The organism is Scopulibacillus daqui, from assembly GCF_016908855.1.
In the GTDB taxonomy this organism is placed as follows: domain Bacteria; phylum Bacillota; class Bacilli; order Bacillales; family Sporolactobacillaceae; genus Scopulibacillus_A; species Scopulibacillus_A daqui.
On sequence record NZ_JAFBER010000021.1, the window covers coordinates 14,325 to 37,638 of the forward strand.

The window sequence follows — 23,314 nt, forward strand, 5'->3', positions numbered from 1 at the left end:
TCCACCATCATTGCCAAGAGATAAGTGTTTTATACAACGGCTATTGTGCTTTGCGACGAAGTATATTGTTTTTAGTGTAAGTTGGTATAGCTGCCCATTTAGGGGTATGGTGTTTGATTTTAGCAACAACAATCGTCATATCATCTTCAATTAATCCGCCTCGTGTTCGGATCACTTCTTCCATAATTAAATCTGCGATAGCTTGAGGGTCATCGGTCTCTAATTCTCTGATTTTCCTTTTCATCCAAAGCTCTTTGTTCTCAATGTGTTTAGGCCCTTCAAACACGCCGTCGCTCATCATAATCAAAAGATCACCCGCTTTTAATTGCTCCCCAACGATATCCACTTCAAAATCTTGGAGAATCCCCATCGGCAAATTGCTGGCTTCTACTATCATCACCTTATCGCCGCGTTTAATAAAACTTGGATTTGATCCAATTTTCACAAATTTAGCGCTTGCATTTTGCAAGTCAATCATGGCTAAGTCTAATGTTGAAAAGATTTCATCTGTCGTTCTTAATGAAAGAATCGAATTAATAGACTTAATCGCGATTGTTTCATCAATCCCCGATTTCAATACTTTTGATAATAGCTTTAATGTCTCATTGCTTTCTAAATAAGCTCTCTCACCATTGCCCATGCCGTCGCTAATAGCTAACGCAAATTTGCCGGCACCCAATTCAAAGGTAGAAAAATTATCACCTGATATCCATCCGCCGCCTTTTGCGGTATGGGCAACTCCGGTATCTATTTCAAATGCTCTTGCTGATGCAAAAACAACCTGGTAATATCCGCTTGGATTTGAATGGTCATTTGTTTTCTTTTTGACAATAATATTTTCCCTAAGAATATCAGAAAGGATAGGGGCAATGACTTTTTCACATTCGCCATGGCAGTCCATTGGAAGTGTCATTTCAATATCTACCGCCCCTTCCTCAAGACTGTATATATCTACGTTTTCAACATCTAGCCCTATCTCTTGAAGATTAATCATAATTTCTTCTTCTTGTTGTTGATGGGTATTGCTTTCTCTCTTTATTTCACGGGCAAAATCCCCCATAACCTGAGATACACCCATTAACTGTTCAGCGACCAGCCGCCTGGACTCCTTCATTTTTTGCTTCAGCATTTTATGTTTATTAAAATGCGCCTGTTCCTCAAAAATAGCTTGTGTTACTTTCTCAGGCTTCACACAATGCGCTTGCCACCTTCTGTTAAGATTAGCATCTTTTATTACCGGTTCTTCCTCAGTCTGTTCCATGATCTGGCTCATAAAGTCATAGGTTTCATCAAAATGTTTAACCCAGCAATATTCTTTCTTAAAGCACGTTTGACAAGTTTTTTCTGTCACATTGCTTAAAAACATATCTACTTCTTTTCCATAGCTCTCCTCCTCATTATAAAATTTGCCCGGAGAAAAACTGTTCGATAAAGTTTGAAACAGGTTAGAAAACTGCTCAACTCTATGCGCGGTCACATCACGGAGTTTCTTCGAATATTGCTGTTCCTGAGCATGATATTCCTTCGTACCGGGAATATACGAAGCAAGCTTTGCGGATACAGACTTCGGCGTCAATAAAAACAAGGCAGCAGCAATGAGGGAATCAATCATTGTACTGGGCAGCTGCTGATACCCCTGCCCGTACATGCCAATTAATAAAGTTCCGATAACCAGCCCCAGAGAAACGCCTATTTTTCTTCCATCTTTTAGAAGTCCGCCAAGCAAACCTGAGAATGCCAATAGACTCATTTGGTAAAGGCTGGTGACATTAGCCAGACTTAGTATCAAACCAACGACTACACCCACCGTCGATCCAATAGCAGCTCCGCCTACGTAAGAGAATAACAGTACAAAATAGCGTGAGAAAACATGTTCCATCGATACTTGGCCAAGGTGCCAGCCGATTGTTCCCGTTAAAACTGACGCAAGCATAATAATAAAACAAATAATTTCTTCATTTTTCAAAACCTTTGTTCTTACTTTTGAGGACAAGAGCGGCATACTTTGCAAAAAGATTAAAGTTAAAATAAATCCTAACCCCGACTCAACTAAGGCTATAAATAAACTGGATGTTTGCCATTGCTGCGTCATCATAAAATCATATGCAAGCCTTGCAGCAGCACTGCTCATAAAAACGAGATAAGGCAATGCTTTCAAATTGTCCTTTTTGATAAATCGGACAGCCGCCGCACGAATAAAAATATAAACAATAACAGACATGAGAACAAAGAGTCCATGCTTTGGCGAAACCGTGATACCCCCGGCCATTAAACTAACGAAAGCCAACCAATATTTGCTTCGCTTTAAAGCCAATACGGTTGCAAAAAAAGGAATAATGAATGGTGACATATTAGATAATATTAAAGCTCGTCCAAGCAAAAAGCCAATGATCATACAAAAAGTTTCCCACCGCACGAAAACCTTTACCAACGCTGCTTTTAAACTTAAAATGGCCCGCTGCAGATAGCGGCGTTGTTGTTTGGCCGCTGGCGTATAAGCACCTATTGCATGAGAATCAGGACTTTCAAAACGTTGTATCATCACTTGCACCACCCGTAAGTTATTATTGTATGTCCCATTAAAACACATTAGACTTTCGTATTTTGTCAAAATGTCAGTGAATATTCAAAAAACTCTTCGACTAAACACGCCAAACGATGCGTTAAAATATATATAGGGAAATTACCTTATTTGGCCGATTGACCATTTCTTAAAGCGCCGAAACTGAAACGCATAAAAAAAACACCCTATCAATGGGTGTTTGGCATCTATACTTAATCGCTTAAGACAGCAAGCTTAACCTCTTCTGGCGCCGCGTCCGCCGCGTTTTGATTCAGTTTGTCTTTTTAAAGCGGAAAGACGATCTTCACTATCCTTAAGGAAGCGAAGCATCTTATCTTCAAAAGATTGCTCTTTATTGAAACGCTTTCCCTTGTGCCCGCCTTTCTGTCTTGAATTAAATTTTGGCTTATCGACAGCTTTACGGATTGACAGACCAATCTTTCCGTCAGGCTCAACTTGGAGAACCTTAACTGTTACCTCGTCACCTACCGATAAAACGTCATTTATATCTTTAACATAGCGATCGGCTACTTCACTGATGTGGACCAAGCCTGTCTTGCCATCCGGCAGATCAACGAAGGCTCCGAAGTTTGTAATACCTGACACTTTCCCTTGCAGCTTGCTGCCTACTTCAATTGACATAAAAGAAATGCTCCTCCTAAAAAAGTATATATAATTTATATTATTATACATAATGAAAAAAGAGCATGTCAATGTTTGTCAGTCTCATGAGAAGGGAAAATAATTTCACCTTTTTTTGACAATAAAAAATCTTTGCGTGCTAATTCACCAATATAATCATCGTTATGTAAAAGACGAATCTTGCTTCGATAAGCCTTTTCACTATGTTTTTCTTCTTTTAATTTTTTTTCTAATTGTGCCCTTTCCGTTTCCTTTTTATTAATTTGACTTCTTTGAGATAAAATAACGGATACCATGCTTCCAACAACAACAGCCATAATAATCGCGAATACCGTTAGACGGCGAATTAATCCCTTCCGCCGTTTCTGCATCTTTCTTTCATATATCTCTTTTGAAGTAACATAATCGGTATTTATCGGCGTGACACCAAACTTCCCGGTTGGATTCATGGTACCCCTCCTACCTGAACTTTTTTGTGAAACGGTCAAAGAATCGTATGGCAATATAAAAAAATCTAACCAGTCTATCAATAAACGATTGCGGCACTAACAGCCTTACAGCCCATTTAAATGGAAAAACAATGACTGATACAATAAACAAAACAGCGCTCAGCAAAACGCTTATTAATATCTTACATGATCTATAGAGAAGCTTCAACAGTATCCAAACAGGTTGTACAATGAGCATCTTTATTGTCAAGTAAATCATCAGCGCCGTTTTGACAACAACATTGGTCAGCCATTCCAATATGCTCTCATAAATGCTTTGAAAGAGCGCTTTATATGCACAATACCCGATGGCCAGGGCTATAAAAATATAAAAGCGGATCAAACCTTCATTGACTTTCAAAAGAACAAAAAAAACAAACAAACCTTGGAAAGCCCAGAAAAGTGTATCGGTTATGATCATCATCCAACGCCATTTTTTCTTAGGGTGGACAAAACGATGATAAGTGGTTAAAGAAATGCCGATCCATACCCCCATGACAGTCATTGCAATGATTGTAGAGAATTGCTCATGCAGGCTCATTTAAACAATTTGCTGAAGAAACCTTTAGAATTTTCTCCGTCATGGTCATCAAGGTAGCTCATTTCAAAGATTTTCCCCTCAATGACCACTATGCCCTGCTCAACGTTCAAGTTTTGCATTTTCAAATGACTGCCTTTAATGGCTAAGAAACCCATAACCGTTTCTAGGAGAAATTCCTCATGATCAAAACTTTCAACATGTTTTACGCCGGTAATTTCAATCTTCTTCCGGCTTTTCATGATAATATCGTGGTTCGGTGATGGCTTGTCTTTATTATTCATAGGTTGAGAATAATAATGATCCATTGCTCTCCCTCCTCTTTGTTTCATTGTTATGAGGGAGAGGGTCATTTTAGAACAAGCTATTTGACATCCAAATGGCTTCTTTTCGTTTTAAAAAGAAGGGATAATCGCTTATCCCTTCTCATTTGTTCACCGGCTCTTCACTTACTATTTCATAAAGCGTCCCGGCTTCATCCTTCTTGACAGTTTCTTTAAGTTCAGTCACTTTTACCGTTAATACCTTTTGACCATAATGGATGCATAAGATATCGTTCACTTTAATGTCTGAACTCGCCTTTGCCTTTTGGCCATTAATGTCAACGCGGCCTTGGTCAGCCAATTCTTTGGCAACGGTCCGCCGCTTGATAAGGCGGGACACTTTTAGAAACTTATCAAGCCGCATTATTTTACAGCTTCTTTTAGTTTATTGCCGGCACGGAAGGCAGGAACAGTTGAAGCCGGGATTGTGATTGTCTCGCCAGTTTGAGGGTTTCTGCCGGTGCGGCTGGAACGCTCTCTTGTTTCAAAAGTGCCGAATCCTACAAACTGAACCTTTTCGTCCTTTTTAAGCGCTTCTGTAATTTGATCTAAAAGTTCATTAACAACCAATTCTACATCTTTTTTCGTTAGTCCGCTTTTTTCGGAAATATTGTTAACTAATTCATTTTTGTTCATCTTTAAATCCTCCTTTTGCCGCTTTAGTAATAAGGACCAGCTATACCATTTTACCAAAACTTATTCTCTGTTTAACAGCATAATCCTTCTTCATAAGAAATTATTTTCTCTTAGATTCTTCCCATAACTTGTCCATTTGCTCTAAGGTTAGCTCATGGATTGTCTTACCTTCTGACTTGGCGGATTGTTCAATATAAGTAAATCGTTCAAGGAATTTACGGTTTGTCCGTTCTAAAGCAAGAAAAGGATTTATACCTTTCCACCTTGCCAAATTAACGACTGAGAAAAGGAGGTCGCCAATCTCCAATTCCAGATGATCCGGCGAGGTTTCGCATGCATCTCTAACTTCTTTTAACTCTTCGTCGACTTTGGCCCATACAGACTGGATATCCTCCCAATCAAATCCTGCCTTGGCCGCGGTTTTTTGATATTCCAGGGCTTTTAAAAGCGGCGGCAGCGCTTTATTAATGCCGCTAAGCAGAGACGAATCGTTCTTCACCCCTTTTTCTTCGGCCTTAATTTGTTCCCAATTGGCGATAACCTCATCGGCACTTTCGACACTTTTATCAGAAAAAACGTGCGGATGTCTCCGTATCATTTTAGTTGTAATCGACCTAATGACATCATCAATGGAAAAATATCCTTCATCTTCTCCAATTTGCGCATGCAGCATGATCTGTAAAAGGACATCGCCCAATTCCTCTGCCAAATGTTCGTCATCTTGCTGATCTATCGCTTCAAGAACCTCATATGTTTCTTCAACTAAATATTTTTTCAATGACTCATGTGTTTGCTCACGGTCCCACGGACAGCCTTCAGGACTGCGAAGTTTGCGAATAACCTTTCTAAGCGCAGGAAAAGTATGATTTAATAAGTTTCGATCCTTTACCGGCGGCACGTAGACACTTGTCAAATTATCGACTTCGATATTATGGTCCAGTTCGTGAAGCGGAATATGAATCACTTTTTCGTCTTTGTGCCCGCATGCCGTAACAATTGATACAGGATAATCATAAGGAAGATGCTCAAGAAGAACCAGCTTAACCTCAGATGCAACAAAACTATCGTAGACTTGGCAAATGACTAAATGCTGATTAAAGTGAAGCTCATCACCATCAAGGTCCATAGCATTAACAAAATTTAATCCTTCTATAGGGTCAATTTTAAGTGCAGCAAATAATGGATCAAGAAAACTTTGCCCTCCTAAAATGTTTGTTGAAATCTCTTGATCGCCCTTAGCTTCATTCAGCAGCAGCTGAACCGTGCGTTCTGCTACCATAGGGTGTCCGGGCACCGCGTATACAACTTCATCGGATTGACGCACTTCCTTAAGCAGGACTTTAACAATTTGATCATAGACCCCTTCAAACGTGTCTTGCTCTGTATAAATATGATCGAAGGAATGATATTTAATGCCTTCATTTTCCAAATCCCGGACTACAGGATGATCCGCTGTTCTTAAATAGAGCTTGTCCGCTTCCTTCAGCTTTTTGTATATCCCAAGTGACAGCTGATCAATCCCCCCGGCTCCCAATCCTATAATCGTTAATTTTCTAATCATTACCTCACTCCTTAACCGAAGCATTCTTCACTTTGCCAAGCCATCTATCTATCATTGGCAATTTTTTAAGCTCTTTTTCATTAAAGAATTTCAATTGAACAATGGATAATAAAAAAACGGCTGCCCCGATTAATACACTTGACATAGCAACAACAGCAGCGTGAATACGGGATTGTTCATTAATATTTAAAATCATAAATAACGTTTTCAAAATAAAAATGGAAATGGCCATAAATGATATAGAAAGCGCTAGCTTCCATTTATGTTTTAAATCAAAAATGTGAATGTGATAGATCTTTTTCACTTGCTTTACATTTAAATAGGCACAGAATCCCATAGAAGCACTCGTAGCAACAGCGGCACCGGTAATACCAAACTCAGGTACAAGGATAATATTTAAACCGACCTTAATAATAAGAGCCGCTAATAAATATATAACGGGCCGCCAGATGGATGTCCCTCCTTGCAAAACACCTGCTGACGGTATAATCATTATCATCCATAAAAGGTTGAAAGACATGAAACAAATTGACAGGGTCCCTTTGGTATCTTTAAATAACATATGGTTTGTTTCGCCTGCAATCATCGCTAATCCTGCCGCAGCAGCTAATCCAAGCGTTATAAAAATGCGCAAGGAAAAACTAAGCTGGCCTTTCAGCTCGGCATCAGGCGTTTTTTTTCTTATTTGAGCAACCGCTGGTACAATCGCGGCTGTTAATGCCCCCGCTACAGTCGCCCCAATCTGGATGATTGGAAAAGACCGGTCGTAAACGCCTTCCAATGCTCTCGGATGAGACCAATGAAAATGCTTAAGAAGCGGTACAAGTGAAATCGTATCAATAAATTGAAATGAAACTAATGTCAAAGAGGTTAAAGTAAAGGCAGCCCCTTCTTTTAACAGCCTCTTTATTAAGCAGAAATCAAAATGTATATGTCCGGATCCTTTGACATCATCTTCAAAAGGCCGGATTCGTTGTTCTTTTTGTGTCTTAAAAAAATAAACAAAAAGGATAAAAACCGAAGCTGCCGGCGCTGCCATAGAACCAAAAGCTGCAGCGGTTCCAAACTGATAAGGCGTCCCGCTTTTGTAGAACAAGAGAACTGACAATCCTAAAATAACACCTACCCGCAATGCTTGCTCGCCTACTTGGGATGCGGCAGTAGGCGTCATATTATAAAAGCTGCCCTGAAAATAACCCCGCAACACGGCAAGAAAAGGAACGAAAAGATAAATAAAAGATATCGTCCGGATCGGTGTTGCTAAAAGGGGATCAGCCATCAGCTTAGCCACCTGTTCAGCCCCTGCGAATAAAATGATAAACAACAATAAAGAAATTCCGCTGACCGCTATACTGGCATTGGCAATGACATGACGCTGTCCCTTAGAATCATGAACTGATTGTTCAGCCATTAATTTAGAGATGAGGATCGGAAAGCTTGTCCCTCCCATCACAACAGCCAGAGAATAAAAGGGGTAAATTTGTTGATAAACGTAAAAGCCGATATCACCTGCCAAATTCTGATAAGGAAGCCTATAGACAGCACTGAGGACCTTTACTATCATCGCAGCGATGCTTAAAGTAAGAGCCCCTCTCCAGATATGATGCTTCATGATCCATTCACCTTTTCAATCCTTAAAAACGGGAAGTTCCTCCCGCTGTTTGCAAACCAACTTTTCTTAAACTGGGTCTTATTATATCAAAAATAGATAAATAAAACTCGCCCGATGGCGAGTTGGTATTAAATAATAATATATATTTTAGTGCTTCTTTCGCAGTTCGCAACTGACACTCAAAGAATGCTGCGGTATTGGCGTTTCATTCAAGAGAGTTATGGTCATGATTCCATTTGCCTTGCAAGAAAGCCCGCAGCAGTTTCGGCAAGCTTTAGCTCGACTTCCCCTAATGTATTATTGTCTTTGGCTATTAACATGACTGCGCCTATGGGATCGCCGCCGGAAATAATTGGCGAAATCACATAGGGGCCCGATACTTCTCCAGTACCTTCAACTAATTCAACGCTGCTTTTTTCTTCTTGAACAGATTTACGATTATCCATTACTTTTTCAACGGTACTGGAGATATTTTTATCTAAATAATCTTTCTTCGCCCCTCCGGAAACAGCTATGATAGCGTCACGGTCAGCAATTAACGCTACGCTCCCGGAATTCTCAGCCAATGCTTCAGCATATTCTTGTGCAAAATCCCCTAATTCGCTTATAGGAGAGTATTTCTTTAAAATGACTTCGCCTTCTCGGTCTACAAAAATCTCTAAAGGATCCCCTTCTCTTATGCGTAACGTTCTGCGAATTTCCTTTGGAATGACTACACGCCCTAAGTCATCGATACGACGTACTATTCCTGTTGCTTTCATATTCTAAGATGCCCTCGCTTTCGCTTTCAAAAATTATGACTAAGGATTATAAGTAAATATTGTAATATTTCTTGCTCTTATTATTTACGTCGTTTCCATAACTATGCATGCTTTTAAAATTATTACTAAGCCTGAAAGCTGGATGTGTATTAGTTTGCAACAGGAATGTGGGATTGCCCTTCATAAATTTTTTCGATCAAGTTATAGAAGTCGTTTAACTGCTTACTTGACGATGATTTATCGACTTTTAGCGTTAATTTAATTTTTTGGCCATCAGCGCCGATGCCCATTTGCCGTCCCCTCTCGCTGACGACTTCAAATAATTTAACGCGGTCAATTTTCTCAGATCCTTCTTCGGAGAAAATAAGCGTCAATTGATTATTGTTTTGTTTAATTGTTTCAATCCCCAATTCATGGGCAATGACATTCAATTTAGCAACAGTAAATAAATCGGCAACTTCTTGAGGATAATCGCCGAAGCGGTCGACCATCTCATCGTGAAGTTCATCAATGTCATTTAACGTTTCAATAGATTTAAACTTTTTATACATATCAATTTTCTGCAAGGAGTCTTCAATGTAGGTATCCGGGATATAGGCATCAGCATCAACTGAAATATTCACTTGATGTTCTCGTTTCGGCGCCGCAGACCCTTTTCTTTCCTCAATTGCATCTTTCAGCATTTTTGAATACAAATCAAATCCAACTGAATCAATAAACCCATGCTGTTGAGCGCCCAGCAAGTTGCCCGCGCCCCGAATCGAAAGGTCGCGCATCGCAATTTTAAATCCAGAGCCGAGTTCCGTAAATTCCTTAATAGCCTGCAAGCGCTTCTCGGCAACTTCATTAACTACTTTATCCCGTTGATACGTAAAATAGGCATAGGCCACACGGTTAGAACGCCCGACACGCCCGCGCAATTGGTATAACTGGGAGAGCCCCATTCGATCTGCGTCATAGACAATCAATGTATTGACATTAGGTATATCAACACCCGTTTCAATAATCGTTGTACTGACCAGCACATCATAGGCCCCTTCAAGAAAATCAACCATAACAGCTTCCAGCTCATTTTCTTTCATTTGGCCGTGGGCATAGACGACACGAGCATCCGGAACAAGGGCTGAAATCTGTTCAGCCATCCTTTGAATGGATTCGACACGATTGTAAAGAAAATATACTTGTCCATCCCTGGCCAATTCCCTTTCAATCGCTTCACGAACTAATGTTCCGCTGTATTCCGTTACGTAAGTTTGCACTGGGAAGCGATTTTCCGGAGGTGTTTCAATGATTGACAAATCACGGACGCCAAGCATCGACATATGCAAGGTTCGCGGTATAGGTGTCGCGGTAAGCGTCAATACATCAACATTAGCCTTCATTTTCTTAATTTTTTCTTTATGCGTTACACCAAATCTCTGCTCTTCGTCTACGATCAGCAAACCTAAATCTTTAAAAACAACATCCTTAGATAATAGTCTATGGGTGCCGACAACCATATCAATCGTACCCTTTTTTAGCCCTTTAATCGTCTCTTGATGCTCTTTCCGGGTGCCGAACCGGCTCAAGACTCTAATATTAACCGCGAAGCCTTCAAAGCGTTCTTTTGCCGTTTCATAATGCTGCTGAGCAAGGATCGTCGTCGGAACCAGAAACGCCACTTGCTTACCTTCAGCAATCGCTTTAAAGGCAGCCCTGAGCGCCACCTCAGTCTTACCGTAACCTACATCCCCGCATAACAAACGGTCCATTGGTTTAATGTTTTCCATATCTTTCTTGATTTCTTCAATCGCTTGCAGCTGGTCTTCGGTTTCTTGGTAAGGGAAAGCTGCCTCAAACTCGCGCTGTTCCGGGCCATCCTTTTGGAAAGCATGCCCTTGGCTCGCTTCGCGTTCCGCGTAAAGCTTAATCAGGTCATCAGCGATGTCTTGCACAGAGGATCTCGCTTTGCTTTTAACCCGCTTCCATTCACTTCCTCCAAGCGCATATAATTTAGGTTCCTTTCCTTCAGATCCTATATACTTCTGCACTTGGTCAATATTTTCAACCGGAACATACAGCTTATCATTGCCTTTATAAACGATTTGCAGGTAGTCTTTATGAATGCCATTGACTTCTAGAGTCTCAATCCCTATATATTTGCCAATCCCATGATCAACATGAACGACATAATCGCCTACTTTTAATTCATTGTAATTTTTCAGCCGCTCTGCACTTGAAATTTTCTTTTGGCGCCTTGATGTTTTCGGAGCCTTATTAGCAAAAATTTCTTTTTCAGTAATGACAACCAGTTTCTGCTGCGGGAGTTCAAAGCCGCCGTCGATATAGCCGATAATAATTTGCCTTTTTCCCGGCACCGGCCTTGTCTGATCTTCAACTACTTGGGCATCAATACCATAATCCTGCAAAACATTTTCCATACGCTTTGCGCGATCATGATTTGCCGCCAGCATCACTACCGCATAATTTCCCTTTTCCCATCGTTCGCACTCATGCTTTAATACATTGATTTGCCCATGGAAGTTTTGCATAGAACGACAGGATATATTAACAATGTTTTCCGGTTGGATTTGTCCATGATGCCGGAGAAATAAAGACATGTATAATACTGGATGTTTAAGCGCTTGGTGAAGATCTTGCCAACTTAAAGACAGGCTGACACCTGAAACAACCTCGCCTTTTTGCAATAATGCTGTTTGCCATTCCGCTTCTTCCTTATCAAGTTGTTCGGACATTTCTTGAACTCTACTAATTTCATCGGTAACAATAAGGGCATCCTTTGGCAAATAATCCAAAAGCGTTGCTTCAGTTTCATAAAAAAGCGTTGTATATTTTGCATTGCCTTGAAATGACTGGTGTTCTTTCAATTGTTCAATTTCATAGCCGACATGCTCCGTAAGCAGCTCTTTCACTTGCTTGTCTTTAACCTTATTTAATGTATTGGCGAGCTCGTTACCTAGCCTCTCAGCCGCCAATTCATATTGATCTTCATATAAAATCAATTCCTTGGCAGGTCCAATCGTGATCTCTTCTATTTTCTCTTCAGATCTTTGTGTATCGCTATCAAAATAGCGGATCGAATCAACTTCATCATCGAACAGTTCTATTCTTACTGGGTAATCTTCAGTTAATGGATAAATATCAATGATCCCGCCCCGGACACTAAATTCTCCGGGCCCGTTAACCATTGTTTCTCTTTCATAACCTATTGCAGTCAATGTCTTGATGATTGAATCAAGATCAATAGCACTGCCGACTTTCAGGTGAACGAGGCTGGATGCCCATAACTTTTCAGGGGCAAGGTATCTTTTGACAGCGGCTATCGGAGCAATAATAACGCCTTTCTTATTTTGGGCTAATAGATTTAATACTTCTATTCGCTGCCCGCGCAGTTCCGGACTGGCTATTGAAATTTCAGAGGCTATTAAATCATTTACCGGGTATAAATAGACCTCATCAGCATTCAGGCACTCCTCTAAATCATCATAAAGCTTTTGAGCTTGATACAGATTATGAGTAACAATGAGCAGCGTCTTTTTTCGCCTCTTGTAAACAGAGGCCATCCATAACGACTTAGCTGCGTTTGTTAATCCGGAAACAAGCTGCTGTTTCATGCCGCTGTTAAAACCATCAAGTATTGTATCTAAATCAGTTAAGTTGTCTGAAAAATATCGTTCCAACCCCAACATAGGAATCCCCTCCCTTTAAGCAGAAAAATGCTTTGGCTATAACCAAAGCGACTCTCACTGTATAAATGTATCCCACTGGTGAAATTCGGGGTTTCTTTCTAATGCTTCCTGACAATCTTCACATATAGTTTGTACATGAATATTGCCGCTATGATCATAGCGTATCATTGTTTCGCGTTCTTCAACGGTTAAATGATCGAACCCTAACTGATGAGCATGGAAAGCGTCGCCCTGGATATGTCCCACTTTCGTACCGCAATGGCGGCATGTATAGTAGACATCCATAGTATTCGACCTCCTAACATAGGTTCTGCTAGGAGTAGTATGGTCTTAATGCACTTTTTTTATTCAGCTATTAAAGCGATTCATAACGAGATCGAATGGATGTTTTGTCCAGTACACACAAGCTTCCTGAGCCTTTTTAATCACTTGAGAAATCGTGTCCATTTCGTCTTCGCCAAAGCGCTGCAATACATAGTCAATAACGGGCTGTCTGCCGTCCGGTCTGCCAATGCCGACTCTGATTCTTTTAAAATCTTGGGTTCCTAAATGGGCAATCAATGATTTTATGCCGTTATGCCCGCCGGCACTGCCTTTTTGTCGAAGTCTTATTTTTCCAACTGCCAAGTCCATGTCATCATAAATGACGAGTAAATCGTCCATTGATAATTTATAGAAGTTCATTAAAGGGGCAACGGCTTCACCGGACAAATTCATGTAAGTCAAAGGTTTTACAAGAAGAACATCTTCGTTATTAATCTTCCCTTTTCCATATAATGCATTAAACTTTGTTTTTGTTAAAGGCAGCTGGTGCTGTTCTGATAAAGCATCAATCACTTCAAAGCCTATATTATGTCTTGTGTGCTCATATTTAGAACCTGGATTCCCTAAACCAACGATAAGTTTCAATATAAGGCACTCCTCATGCAAAATTAAAAATCATGATACATAGTTAAACGGCGCAACCTAACAGGTTGCGCCTGTTGTTTAAAATATTTACTCTTCGTCTCCGTTGCCGCCTGAACCTTTTTCATTAATGACTTCCGGCTCTTCCGGCGCATCATCATCTGTTTCCTCTTTAAGCGTTGTCGGAGGCTGAATTGAGGCAATGACATCATTTTCATCATTAAGCACTTCTACATCAAGCTTATCCGAAATATCGGCAACCCTTATTGAATCGCCAATCTTGAGTTCGGAGATATCCGCTTCAATATGATTTGGAATATTGGAAGGCAGCGCTCTTACATTTAACTCAACCAGCGACTGCTCAACGATCCCGCCTTCTTTCTCGCCGACGGATTCCCCCTTTAATGTTACAGGAACAAGCGTATCGACTTCAGATTTCATATCGATTTTTACAAAATCAATATGAACAATTTCATCTTTTAAATGGTCAAATTGGATATCATGCGCCATAACAGAATAAGCCTGGCCATTATCCAATTCTAATTTAATAATAGCATTGCGTCCTTCGTTCCTTAATAGACGCAGCATATCGCCTTCATCCACTGCAATCGTTTGATTGCTGATATCTTTTCCGTATACAATAGCAGGTATCTTTCCTTTACGCCTTAAACCTTTCGTTATTGACTTTTTCTTTTTATCACGATTAATAACGTTCAAAGTTGACATAAAGACACTCCCTTTCTATTATATACTCTTACCCTATTTCTATCAGTTTCAAACCTATATTAATCAAACAATTTGCTTACAGATAATTTTTCGTGGACACGAATGACGGCTTCGCCTAAAAGCGGCGCTACTGACAACGGAGTAATCTTATCAATTTGCTTTTGTTCCGGCAATGGAATGGTATTTGTTACAACTAATTCACTGATGCAGGAATTATCAATTCTTTCAATGGCAGGACCTGAAAGTACGGGATGGGTGCAACAAGCAAATACTTTCTTAGCGCCATTTTCAATTAAAGCATTCGCAGCCAAAGTGATCGTTCCAGCCGTATCAATAATATCATCAATGATAATCGCTGTTTTTCCTTCAATATTGCCTATGATATTCATAACTTCGGCAACATTAGGCTTCGGTCTTCTTTTATCAATAATAGCAATCGGCGCTTTTAAGCGGTCAGCCATTTTTCTTGCTCTTGTTACGCCGCCATGGTCAGGCGATACAACAACTATGTCGTTTAACTCTTTTGTTAAGAAATAATCTGATAAAATTGGTACACCAAGCAAATTATCAACAGGAATATCAAAGAATCCTTGAATTTGAGTGGCATGTAGATCCATTGTAATGACCCGGGTTGCGCCCGCAGTTTCTAATAAATTTGCGATTAATTTGGCCGTAATAGGCTCTCTCGCCCGGGCTTTTCGATCCTGACGGGCATATCCGTAATATGGAAGGACCACATTAATTGTTCTAGCAGATGCCCTTTTTAAAGCATCAATCATAATGAGAAGTTCCATTATATGCTTATTAACAGGATCGCATGTGGATTGAATGACATAAACGTCACAACCGCGAACACTTTCCTCAATATTAATTTGAATTTCCCCGTCGCTGAATGATGACACTGAACACTTGCCAAGATTGATGCCTATATGTTCAGCCATCTCTTTAGCTAATTCCCGGTTTGAATTCAGAGAAAAAACTTTTAAATTTGGATCTAAATAACTGGCCATTCTTATGGTCCCTCCGTCGCTTATTTCTTTAAATTTAACTTTTCGACATAATTTTCTTTGTTCACTTGACGCGATCTGGCAATAGCAAGCGCTTTGTCATTAACCGTGCTGGTAATCGTAGAGCCTGCGGCCACAAACGCGTCTTTGCCAACCGTTACTGGAGCTACAAGATTTACATTACAGCCGATAAATGCCCCATCTTCAATTTTGGTTAAGTGTTTATTCTTACCGTCATAATTAACTGTAATTGAGCCGCAGCCCAAATTAACGCCGCTGCCCACTTCAGCATCGCCTACATAGCTAAGGTGAGAAGCTTTGCTTCCGTCGCCGACAGTTGACTTTTTCACCTCAACAAAGTTGCCGATTTTGACTTCATGTCCAATTTTGGAAAGCGGGCGTATATGTGCAAACGGTCCAATATTAACATCGTCGCCGATTTGGCTGTCATGGACGACAGATTGTTTAATGTGCGTCCTGCTGCCTATTTCACTGTCTTTGATTTCTGTATATGGGCCGATTATACAGTTTCCGGCTATCTTTGTCTCGCCCTTAATCGTGGTGCCCGGGTAAATGGTTGTATCGCTGCCGATAACAGCATCCGCTGAAATGTAAGTATCATCAGGATTAATGATTGTTACACCTTGTCTCATATGATACTCATTGATTCTTTTTCTCATAAATGATTCCGCTTGTGATAGGGCTATTCTATCATTAACGCCGATCGTTTCTTCAAAGGCATCAGCCATAAAGGCGGCAATTTTTTCGCCTTCATTCTGCAGAATTTCAATGACATCCGGTAAGTAATATTCGCCTTGAACATTATTATTATTTACCTTTTCGAGCGAATGAAATAGCTTTTGATTATCAAAGCAGTAAATGCCTGTATTAATTTCTTTAATTTCTTTTTCTTGCGGCAAGGCATCCTTATCTTCAACAATCCGTTCAACCAGCTGATTTTCATTGCGGATGACTCTGCCATAACCTGAAGGATTTTCAGCGAAAGCTGTTAAAATCGTTGCGGCAGCTGCTTCTTTTTCATGATGGCTTAAAAGGGCATCAATCGTCTCCCTCTGAATAAGAGGCGTGTCCCCGCAAAGGACAACCGTTGTTCCCTCAAGCCCTTTAAGAGCATCAGCAGCCTGCTTAACAGCATGTGCAGTTCCTAATTGTTCCGCCTGGAGGGCATATTCTACTGAATTTCCGAGCTGTTCCTTGACAGCTTCAGCACCGTGGCCTATGATAGTAACAATCTTTTCAAAATTTAAACCGCTTACTTGATCCACTATGTGTTGAATCATTGGCTTTCCGCAAACAGGGTGCAATACTTTGTATAGTTTTGACTTCATTCTTGTCCCTTGGCCGGCAGCAAGAATGACAGCGTAACGCTTAGACATTTGGAGACCTCCATTGTACACATGTTAAAAACTTATGAATACTTTTCTAACTGTTTGAATATCTATGATAAATACCTTTTCATCCATTATGACTATAGCTCAAATAAAGTGTTTTTTCAAGAAAACCCAAAAAAAGAGAAAGGAACCCAATAACAAAAATTAGGTTCCTTTCTCCTTTTTTAACCTTATGAAGCACCCGCTTCTTCGTAAGCGGATTCAACTTCACCTACACGCTGGTATTCTTCCAATACCGCCGTTTGTATTTTTTCACGAGTATTTGACGTGATTGGGTGAGCGATATCGCGAAACTCACCGTCTGGAGTGCGCTTGCTAGGCATAGCTACAAACATCCCGTTATTTCCGTCGATAACACGAATATCATGGACAACAAATTCGTTGTCAATTGTAATTGAAGCAATGGCCTTCATACGTCCGTCAGTATTCACACGACGTAATCTTACATCTGTTACTTCCATTTTTAGGCACCACCTTTTACCATAAATAAGAGACTATAACAATCATTCAACAAAAAGTGGCTAAATCCTTCAACAAAATGAAAAAAGTCAAAATTTTTATGACAGATGTGATTCTTTCTTCCTATTTCACAAGAGCTATAACTTCCATTTCAATCTTTACATCTTTAGGAAGCCTCGAAACTTCAACACAAGAACGGGCTGGAAGGTGTTGATTGAAATATGTGCCATAAATTTCGTTAATTGTTGGAAAGTCATTCATGTCTTTAATAAATAACGTTGTCTTTACAACAGTATCTAATGAAGCTCCGGCGCTTTCTAATACAGCTTTAATATTTGAAAAAACTTGGTGAACCTGTTCCTCAAGATTTTCACTTGCCAATTCGCCGTTTGGACGAAGAGGGATCTGTCCGGAGCTGTAAAAAATATTATTAACAATGACTCCTTGAGAATATGGTCCGATTGCAGCCGGAGCTGAGACAGTATGGGTTGATTTCACATTATTTCCTCCTTGCAGCTTGTCTAAAGAGATGGGGATAATTGGCGAATGAGCGATGTTGTCATGTATGAAGAGGTCTCCCGTTCTTTTATTCAAAACAACTGTCCTCCACTCATCGCCGCTTGCAGCCGTTTGAAACTTTTATTCGGCTGCTTCGCCAATATTTATTCCGCTTTTGGGCTCGTTATTTCGAGAAGATGCGTTCGTTGTAGTATTGAAAGTAGTTGCCATGTTCAATAACAAACTTTTCTTCTTCCTCCGTCATAGATAATTTTAAAAGTGATAAGTAATTATCTACAAGCTTTGGTTCTTCACTTTTTGTTTCGACCAGAACAGCCATTCCAGCAACTTCAGCATCAAACTCCTTAAGTAAATTCGCCATGCCTTTCATTGTTCCTCCAGCTTTCATAAAATCGTCAATAATTAATACTTTTGAACCGGGGATTAAACTCCTTCTAGGCAAAACCATAGTTTGTATGCGTTTTGACGAACCAGAAACGTAATTGATGCTTACAGTGGAGCCTTCAGTGACTTTAATGCTTCGTCTGACGATAATGACCGGAACGTTAAGTTGAGAAGCCGCTGCAAACGCCAAAGGAATCCCTTTGGTTTCCATTGTCATGACAACATCAATGGAATGGCTGGAATAGACAGAAGCAATCATTTTGCCAATCTCGTTGATGAAAGATGGCTGCCCAAGGATATCCGTCATGTATAAATAACCGCCAGGCAACAAACGATCGGTTTGTGATAATTGTTCACTTAACAATCGCAAAAAGGCTTCAGCATCCTTTTTATCCATGAATGGAATATATTTCACGCCGCCGGAAGCACCGGCAATCGTCTCTAACCGTCCTATGCCCTGTGATTCAAAATTTTCTTTGACGATGCTTAAATCTTCGCTGATAGACGACTTCGCTGAATCATAACGATCTGAAAAATAGGAAAGCGAAACAATTTGATGCGGATGTTGCAATAAATAGCCGGTCATATCAATTAACCTGCTGCTTCGCTTAAGCTTCATTTTCATCCTCCAAATCAAGTGTTACTTAAAAGAGGTTAAATCTTCTCCTCACTCCGAACACGTACTTAAATTAAATCTTACACCTACAGTATGGTTTATTCAAGCTGTTCCATTCCACCGCACAAGTGAACAGCATATACATAAGGACAATATCCTTTAAGACTGTTATAAATTCTTTGCATTCTGGATTCATAGCGTGTTAAGCCAAATACAGTTGGTCCGCTTCCGCTCATTAATACACCATCAGCGCCCATTTGTTTCATATGTTCTTTAATTTGGCTCACTTCTTGGACTTTAGAGAGCGTCACCGATTCTAGTGTATTGCCTAATAAGGCGCAAATCTTTAAGTAATCCTGATTTTCGATAGCTTTTACCATTCCCTCAACATCCGGATGAGGCGCTGTACTTAATGACAATGACCTGTAAATTTCAGCTGTTGATACAGATACTGAGGGTTTCGCTAATATGACCCAGCAAGGCGGCGGGGAAGCAATTGGAGTTAATTTTTCGCCCCGGCCGGCAGCTATTGCGGTACCGCCAATGACACAAAAAGGAACATCTGAACCTACTTTCGCTCCAAGATCCATCATTTCCTCAATTGACATTTTCAGATCCCACATTTTATTTAAAGCGCGAATGGTGGCCGCTGCATCGCTGCTGCCGCCGGCTAACCCTGCTGCTACAGGAATTTCCTTTGAAATATTAATCATAACGCCTTGACGGATGTTATATTTTTTCTTAATCAGCTGGGCGGCTTGGTAAGCGAAGTTTCTTTCATCTTCCGGCACAAAAGCAGCAGAAGAATTGATTTTTATTTGATCTGTATCCAACGCCGTACATTCTATTCTGTCACATAGGTCAATCGTGGTCATGACCATATTCACTTCATGGAAGCCGTCATTTCTTTTTCCGATAACGTCTAGAGATAAGTTGATTTTAGCTGGCGCCCTCTCAATGACTTTCACATTTGTCCCCCGCTTCGATTAATTTTCCTTATATTAATATAAAAAATAAAAAGCCGGAGCACAAGGCTCCGGCTGCTCAACATTATTTATTATCATTTTTCAGCATTTGCTCTTCTGCCATTTCAATGGCTCTTTTAACCATATTTCCGGCGTCGCGGGCTCGAATGCCGCCCCAACCTTCCTTTTGTACGGTCTCATAAAAACCGAGCTCTTTTGCTATTTCTTCTTTCAATTCATCGGACATAATGCCACGGCGTCTGCCCATAGCAAGCCAGCCCCCTTCAATGTTGAGCATTTTTATTATTTGAAGAGAACGGACGTTATATGAATGACTAATTCAGCCAAGATTTATATAATAAGGCATAAAAGCCAGCTCCTGCGCCGCAGATTATTCATAGAGGCCGAACCTGCTTCCTGCCGCAGCTATTTGCGGCCGCCATCTCAGGACAACAAAAAACAGCAAGTGGGCTTACTGGCCGCTTGCTGCTGCTTCTTCTAGGAATGTAATTTCAACTGTTTCAGTCAAAACATCCGTATAGCTGTATGATACCCTTTCATAAGCATTGGTGTCTTTGTCAAGCTTAATAATGAATACAGATGGATAGGTTTCTTCTAAAACACCTTCGCGTTGAATCGTTTTTCGTCTGCCGCCATTTGCTTTTAAAGCTAAACGTTTTCCGACTCTTTCATCTAAAGCGCACTTGATATCTTTAATGGTTTTTCCCATTTGAACAATCCACCTCGCTTAACCAAATTATAACATTGTCATATCAAAATGTCAAACAAGATCAAAAAAGAAAAAATTATATCAAGAATTGTGATATGTTGTCAATTATTATCGCTGTTAATGGTGATATTATGTGCATAGCCTTAAATAAATATGTAATATCTCTTAATTTTTTTCAATTTGAGACGACGGATATGGCATGCCTGTTCGAAGTGATCCTCTTGTTTCCACTCCGCCGAGGCCATCGGAGCCGGACAGCGTGTTTCTTAAAACATCCCAAACATTTACATAATCCATAAATGACGTAAAACTAATTTTCGATACGAGGTAAACTGGATCTAAAGCGTGGATATTAATTCTTGTTGGTGAGCTGGCAAAGTTGGCGCCGGCCCGTATCAGCAATTCAAAATGGGATTGGCACGCGCCTGCAAAAATAACCAATTGATCTAGGTGAGGAAAAAGAAACCGAACCTCCTTAACTGTTCGGATAAAATGCGCCGAATGGCGATAAGCTTTAATGTCGTCCTCAGTTCCCTTACTTTTCATATAGGCATCATGGCCTGTTAATACTAAAATATCTGGATGTATTTGCTGTACTAAGCGAGGAACTTTCTCAGGCATTTCTTCTTCTTTCATATGTTTGCCAAGCACTGGAACACCGAGTTTTTCATAGACCCGCAGACATTTTTTTAAGTAATGAGGATCACCGTCAATGTGAAGAACCCGGCCGGGCATTTCAAAATAAGCCGTACGCGAGCGATAGCCATTTGTCGAGGTATACTCTCTTTTGAGTTTAAGTTTTTGATAATCTTGCCGAAATAAACGATAGGAATGATCTTCAAGCTGACGCTTCTTTTTCTCGTGCATGCGCCGTTCATCTTCCGGTATTAAAGTTAAATCACTGATAGGCGAATCCGCATATAACCGAAGATCTTCTCCTGCTAATTCCGCTATTTCCTTATCTGGGTCGATTTTGACAACACGAAAGCAGATATCACACTTATAAGACAATCTTCCTACGATATCTCCAACAGTGATCTTCATGGATATCCTCCTCACATATACTGAGGCAACGCAACTAATGGCCTTAATATCAGCATATGCGGGGATTTCCAATTCATGATTATTATTTGGTATGCAATAGAATAGGGTGATACTGGCTTAAACATCTTATCCATGCGACAGCTTCAAACCAGTATCAACAGCTATTTTTCCCGGAATTCTTGAACAGTTTCTTTATTTGATCTTCATCAATGCATCGCTTAACTTGGCAAATTCCTCAATAGAAAGTGTTTCTCCCCTTCTCTTCGGGTCAATATTAATCTCTGACATCACATTGTTTAACGCTTCTTTTTTTTCTTTTGTAAAAAGGTTATTGAGAAGATTATTCATGAGGGTTTTTCTTCTTTGCGCGAAGCTTGCACGGACAACTTTAAAGAAAAAATCTTCATCTTCAACATTGACCTTCTTTTGTTCGCGTATATTTAATCGAATGACTGACGAATCAACGTTCGGTTGAGGTATAAAAACAGTCTTCGGTACGGTCATGACGACTTTAGGATCACTGAGGTACTGGACAGCAATAGATAATGATCCGTAACTTTTTTCACCTGGTTTTGCTTCTAATCGATCGGCAACTTCTTTTTGGATCATGACAACAATTCCCCTGATAGGGAGTTGATCAGTTAATAATTTCATCAATATTGGTGTTGTAACATAATATGGAAGATTGGCGACTACCATTATGTCATCATTTTTTGTGAATTCCTTTTCAATGACTTGTTTTAAATCCGCCTTTAAAATATCCTCATAATAGACCTTGACGTTAGCTTTATCTTTTAACGTTTCCGCCAAAATCGGCTTTAGACGCTGATCTATTTCGAAAGCAACCACTTTGTCCGCCTGTTCCGCTAAAAATTGTGTTAGCGCCCCGGCACCGGGTCCGATTTCGATCACGCCGCTGTTCGGCGTTAGTGCAGCCGCTGAGACAATTTTTTTCAAAATGTTTTCGTCAACAAGAAAGTTTTGGCCCAAACTTTTCTTAAAAGAAAACTGGTGTTTTTTTATGACATCTGTCGTTTTTCTAAGATGGGATACCTTGTTATCCATTTCGTTCCTCCTCTATAATCCTTTGGATGGCTTCCTTGAATTCCGCTTCGGTCACTTGAAACATTTTCAAACGCTTATAAAGCTGTTTGCCATTTGTATAACCAATCTTTAACGCCTCGCCAAGCTTTTCACGGCGGCTTTTTGAATGAGCCCCGCCGGTTAAGCCATATTCCCTCAGCATGTTAAGCGGAATGCGCTCGGGCTGTTCCTCTGCCTCTGTATAAACTTTTGACAGCGCTTCTCTTATTGCATCGCGGGAAGCATGTTCAATCCCCAAACTGCAATTTTCCCCGCCAAAAGCTTCCTTTCTAGTTAAAAAGGCGTGTTTGCAGCCGGGGACCTCTTGACTGATCGTTTTTCTGATTTTTTCTCCCGGAAAATCCGGATCTGTAAAAATAATCACCCCGCGTTTTTGCTGTGCGAGGCGAATCGCCTCAATAACACTTGCATTTACCGCAGATCCGTTTGTCTCGATAGTATCTGCTTGGACGGCTTGATTTATTGCCAGTGTATCACTTTTGCCTTCGACGACAATAATTTCTTTTATATGCATAGAGACCTCCCGAACTCAAACTCATCACTTATTATTCCTCATGCTTAACGGGCGGTATTACCCACTTGAATCATGGGAAATGACCGCCCGTATTCATTACTTTATCTATATTATT

At 40.3% G+C, this 23,314-nt stretch carries 25 protein-coding genes; all 25 read right to left on the bottom strand.

Annotated features, from left to right (window positions below):
* Positions 1-40: 40 nt before the first annotated feature.
* The 25 genes from spoIIE to rnmV all read right to left on the bottom strand — a co-directional run bounded on the left by spoIIE (position 41) and on the right by rnmV (position 23,199).
* Positions 41-2,542 (bottom strand): stage II sporulation protein E, encoded by a 2,502-nt coding sequence (gene spoIIE, locus JOD45_RS13000; protein WP_205004330.1) that lies wholly within the window; start codon positions 2,540-2,542, stop codon positions 41-43.
* Positions 2,543-2,797: 255 nt separating this feature from the next.
* Positions 2,798-3,205: a S1 domain-containing RNA-binding protein gene (locus tag JOD45_RS13005; protein WP_205004331.1), complete on the bottom strand. Its 408-nt coding sequence runs from the start codon at positions 3,203-3,205 to the stop codon at positions 2,798-2,800.
* Between the two features lie 68 nt (positions 3,206-3,273).
* Positions 3,274-3,654 carry an FtsB family cell division protein gene (locus JOD45_RS13010; RefSeq protein WP_205004332.1) on the bottom strand — a complete coding sequence of 127 codons (381 nt, stop codon included), beginning with the start codon at positions 3,652-3,654 and terminating at the stop codon, positions 3,274-3,276.
* A 10-nt stretch (positions 3,655-3,664) separates the two neighbouring features.
* The gene (gene yabQ / locus JOD45_RS13015; protein WP_205004333.1) at positions 3,665-4,234 is read right to left on the bottom strand and encodes a spore cortex biosynthesis protein YabQ; all 570 of its coding nucleotides are present in this window, start codon (positions 4,232-4,234) and stop codon (positions 3,665-3,667) included.
* Positions 4,231-4,539, bottom strand: coding sequence for a sporulation protein YabP (yabP, locus tag JOD45_RS13020; protein WP_205004334.1), 309 nt, complete (start codon positions 4,537-4,539; stop codon positions 4,231-4,233). Before yabP ends, yabQ begins: the two co-directional genes overlap by 4 nt.
* Before the next feature lie 118 nt (positions 4,540-4,657).
* Positions 4,658-4,918, bottom strand: coding sequence for an RNA-binding S4 domain-containing protein (locus tag JOD45_RS13025; protein ID WP_205004335.1), 261 nt, complete (start codon positions 4,916-4,918; stop codon positions 4,658-4,660).
* Positions 4,918-5,190: an HU family DNA-binding protein gene (locus tag JOD45_RS13030; protein ID WP_205004336.1), complete on the bottom strand. Its 273-nt coding sequence runs from the start codon at positions 5,188-5,190 to the stop codon at positions 4,918-4,920. Before JOD45_RS13030 ends, JOD45_RS13025 begins: the two co-directional genes overlap by 1 nt.
* Before the next feature lie 100 nt (positions 5,191-5,290).
* Entirely contained in the window at positions 5,291-6,751 is a 1,461-nt protein-coding gene (yabN, locus tag JOD45_RS13035; protein WP_205004337.1) for a bifunctional methyltransferase/pyrophosphohydrolase YabN, read from the bottom strand.
* Between the two features lie 4 nt (positions 6,752-6,755).
* Positions 6,756-8,363: a putative polysaccharide biosynthesis protein gene (locus JOD45_RS13040; RefSeq protein ID WP_205004338.1), complete on the bottom strand. Its 1,608-nt coding sequence runs from the start codon at positions 8,361-8,363 to the stop codon at positions 6,756-6,758.
* A 224-nt stretch (positions 8,364-8,587) separates the two neighbouring features.
* Positions 8,588-9,124 (bottom strand): stage V sporulation protein T, encoded by a 537-nt coding sequence (gene spoVT / locus JOD45_RS13045; protein ID WP_205004339.1) that lies wholly within the window; start codon positions 9,122-9,124, stop codon positions 8,588-8,590.
* 149 nt (positions 9,125-9,273) lie between these two features.
* The gene (gene mfd, locus JOD45_RS13050; protein ID WP_205004340.1) at positions 9,274-12,813 is read right to left on the bottom strand and encodes a transcription-repair coupling factor; all 3,540 of its coding nucleotides are present in this window, start codon (positions 12,811-12,813) and stop codon (positions 9,274-9,276) included.
* 54 nt (positions 12,814-12,867) lie between these two features.
* The gene (locus tag JOD45_RS13055) at positions 12,868-13,098 is read right to left on the bottom strand and encodes an anti-sigma-F factor Fin (protein WP_205004341.1); all 231 of its coding nucleotides are present in this window, start codon (positions 13,096-13,098) and stop codon (positions 12,868-12,870) included.
* 63 nt (positions 13,099-13,161) lie between these two features.
* Positions 13,162-13,722 carry an aminoacyl-tRNA hydrolase gene (gene pth, locus JOD45_RS13060; RefSeq protein WP_205004342.1) on the bottom strand — a complete coding sequence of 187 codons (561 nt, stop codon included), beginning with the start codon at positions 13,720-13,722 and terminating at the stop codon, positions 13,162-13,164.
* A gap of 87 nt (positions 13,723-13,809) precedes the next feature.
* Entirely contained in the window at positions 13,810-14,445 is a 636-nt protein-coding gene (locus JOD45_RS13065; RefSeq protein ID WP_205004343.1) for a 50S ribosomal protein L25/general stress protein Ctc, read from the bottom strand.
* A 59-nt stretch (positions 14,446-14,504) separates the two neighbouring features.
* A complete protein-coding gene (locus JOD45_RS13070) occupies positions 14,505-15,455 on the bottom strand; it encodes a ribose-phosphate diphosphokinase (RefSeq protein WP_205004344.1) in 951 nt (316 codons plus the stop codon).
* A 20-nt stretch (positions 15,456-15,475) separates the two neighbouring features.
* Positions 15,476-16,849 (bottom strand): bifunctional UDP-N-acetylglucosamine diphosphorylase/glucosamine-1-phosphate N-acetyltransferase GlmU, encoded by a 1,374-nt coding sequence (gene glmU / locus JOD45_RS13075; protein ID WP_205004345.1) that lies wholly within the window; start codon positions 16,847-16,849, stop codon positions 15,476-15,478.
* A gap of 185 nt (positions 16,850-17,034) precedes the next feature.
* The gene (spoVG, locus tag JOD45_RS13080; RefSeq protein WP_205004346.1) at positions 17,035-17,325 is read right to left on the bottom strand and encodes a septation regulator SpoVG; all 291 of its coding nucleotides are present in this window, start codon (positions 17,323-17,325) and stop codon (positions 17,035-17,037) included.
* A 121-nt stretch (positions 17,326-17,446) separates the two neighbouring features.
* On the bottom strand, positions 17,447-17,821 hold the full coding sequence (locus tag JOD45_RS13085; RefSeq protein ID WP_205004370.1) for a Rid family detoxifying hydrolase: 375 nt from the start codon (positions 17,819-17,821) through the stop codon (positions 17,447-17,449).
* Between the two features lie 184 nt (positions 17,822-18,005).
* Positions 18,006-18,845: a pur operon repressor gene (purR, locus tag JOD45_RS13090; protein ID WP_205004347.1), complete on the bottom strand. Its 840-nt coding sequence runs from the start codon at positions 18,843-18,845 to the stop codon at positions 18,006-18,008.
* A gap of 95 nt (positions 18,846-18,940) precedes the next feature.
* Positions 18,941-19,810 carry a 4-(cytidine 5'-diphospho)-2-C-methyl-D-erythritol kinase gene (gene ispE / locus JOD45_RS13095; protein WP_205004348.1) on the bottom strand — a complete coding sequence of 290 codons (870 nt, stop codon included), beginning with the start codon at positions 19,808-19,810 and terminating at the stop codon, positions 18,941-18,943.
* A gap of 82 nt (positions 19,811-19,892) precedes the next feature.
* Positions 19,893-20,075: a small, acid-soluble spore protein, alpha/beta type gene (locus tag JOD45_RS13100; RefSeq protein ID WP_205004349.1), complete on the bottom strand. Its 183-nt coding sequence runs from the start codon at positions 20,073-20,075 to the stop codon at positions 19,893-19,895.
* 204 nt (positions 20,076-20,279) lie between these two features.
* Positions 20,280-20,537, bottom strand: coding sequence for a biofilm formation stimulator Veg (gene veg, locus JOD45_RS13105; protein ID WP_205004350.1), 258 nt, complete (start codon positions 20,535-20,537; stop codon positions 20,280-20,282).
* Positions 20,538-20,702: 165 nt separating this feature from the next.
* Entirely contained in the window at positions 20,703-21,581 is an 879-nt protein-coding gene (gene yabG / locus JOD45_RS13110) for a sporulation peptidase YabG (protein WP_205004351.1), read from the bottom strand.
* A 192-nt stretch (positions 21,582-21,773) separates the two neighbouring features.
* Entirely contained in the window at positions 21,774-22,646 is an 873-nt protein-coding gene (gene rsmA / locus JOD45_RS13115) for a 16S rRNA (adenine(1518)-N(6)/adenine(1519)-N(6))-dimethyltransferase RsmA (RefSeq protein ID WP_205004352.1), read from the bottom strand.
* Positions 22,639-23,199 carry a ribonuclease M5 gene (rnmV, locus tag JOD45_RS13120; protein WP_205004353.1) on the bottom strand — a complete coding sequence of 187 codons (561 nt, stop codon included), beginning with the start codon at positions 23,197-23,199 and terminating at the stop codon, positions 22,639-22,641. Before rnmV ends, rsmA begins: the two co-directional genes overlap by 8 nt.
* Positions 23,200-23,314: the final 115 nt, after the last annotated feature.

Coding starts and splice junctions, on each gene's coding strand:
- spoIIE (WP_205004330.1), bottom strand. CDS start 2,542: ATGATACAACGTTTTGAAAGTCCTGATTCTCATGCAATAGGTGCTTAT.
- JOD45_RS13005 (WP_205004331.1), bottom strand. CDS start 3,205: ATGTCAATTGAAGTAGGCAGCAAGCTGCAAGGGAAAGTGTCAGGTATT.
- JOD45_RS13010 (WP_205004332.1), bottom strand. CDS start 3,654: ATGAATCCAACCGGGAAGTTTGGTGTCACGCCGATAAATACCGATTAT.
- yabQ (WP_205004333.1), bottom strand. CDS start 4,234: ATGAGCCTGCATGAGCAATTCTCTACAATCATTGCAATGACTGTCATG.
- yabP (WP_205004334.1), bottom strand. CDS start 4,539: ATGGATCATTATTATTCTCAACCTATGAATAATAAAGACAAGCCATCA.
- JOD45_RS13025 (WP_205004335.1), bottom strand. CDS start 4,918: ATGCGGCTTGATAAGTTTCTAAAAGTGTCCCGCCTTATCAAGCGGCGG.
- JOD45_RS13030 (WP_205004336.1), bottom strand. CDS start 5,190: ATGAACAAAAATGAATTAGTTAACAATATTTCCGAAAAAAGCGGACTA.
- yabN (WP_205004337.1), bottom strand. CDS start 6,751: ATGATTAGAAAATTAACGATTATAGGATTGGGAGCCGGGGGGATTGAT.
- JOD45_RS13040 (WP_205004338.1), bottom strand. CDS start 8,363: ATGAAGCATCATATCTGGAGAGGGGCTCTTACTTTAAGCATCGCTGCG.
- spoVT (WP_205004339.1), bottom strand. CDS start 9,124: ATGAAAGCAACAGGAATAGTACGTCGTATCGATGACTTAGGGCGTGTA.
- mfd (WP_205004340.1), bottom strand. CDS start 12,813: ATGTTGGGGTTGGAACGATATTTTTCAGACAACTTAACTGATTTAGAT.
- JOD45_RS13055 (WP_205004341.1), bottom strand. CDS start 13,098: ATGGATGTCTACTATACATGCCGCCATTGCGGTACGAAAGTGGGACAT.
- JOD45_RS13065 (WP_205004343.1), bottom strand. CDS start 14,445: ATGTCAACTTTGAACGTTATTAATCGTGATAAAAAGAAAAAGTCAATA.
- JOD45_RS13070 (WP_205004344.1), bottom strand. CDS start 15,455: ATGGCCAGTTATTTAGATCCAAATTTAAAAGTTTTTTCTCTGAATTCA.
- glmU (WP_205004345.1), bottom strand. CDS start 16,849: ATGTCTAAGCGTTACGCTGTCATTCTTGCTGCCGGCCAAGGGACAAGA.
- spoVG (WP_205004346.1), bottom strand. CDS start 17,325: ATGGAAGTAACAGATGTAAGATTACGTCGTGTGAATACTGACGGACGT.
- purR (WP_205004347.1), bottom strand. CDS start 18,845: ATGAAGCTTAAGCGAAGCAGCAGGTTAATTGATATGACCGGCTATTTA.
- JOD45_RS13100 (WP_205004349.1), bottom strand. CDS start 20,075: ATGGGCAGACGCCGTGGCATTATGTCCGATGAATTGAAAGAAGAAATA.
- veg (WP_205004350.1), bottom strand. CDS start 20,537: ATGGGAAAAACCATTAAAGATATCAAGTGCGCTTTAGATGAAAGAGTC.
- yabG (WP_205004351.1), bottom strand. CDS start 21,581: ATGAAGATCACTGTTGGAGATATCGTAGGAAGATTGTCTTATAAGTGT.
- rsmA (WP_205004352.1), bottom strand. CDS start 22,646: ATGGATAACAAGGTATCCCATCTTAGAAAAACGACAGATGTCATAAAA.
- rnmV (WP_205004353.1), bottom strand. CDS start 23,199: ATGCATATAAAAGAAATTATTGTCGTCGAAGGCAAAAGTGATACACTG.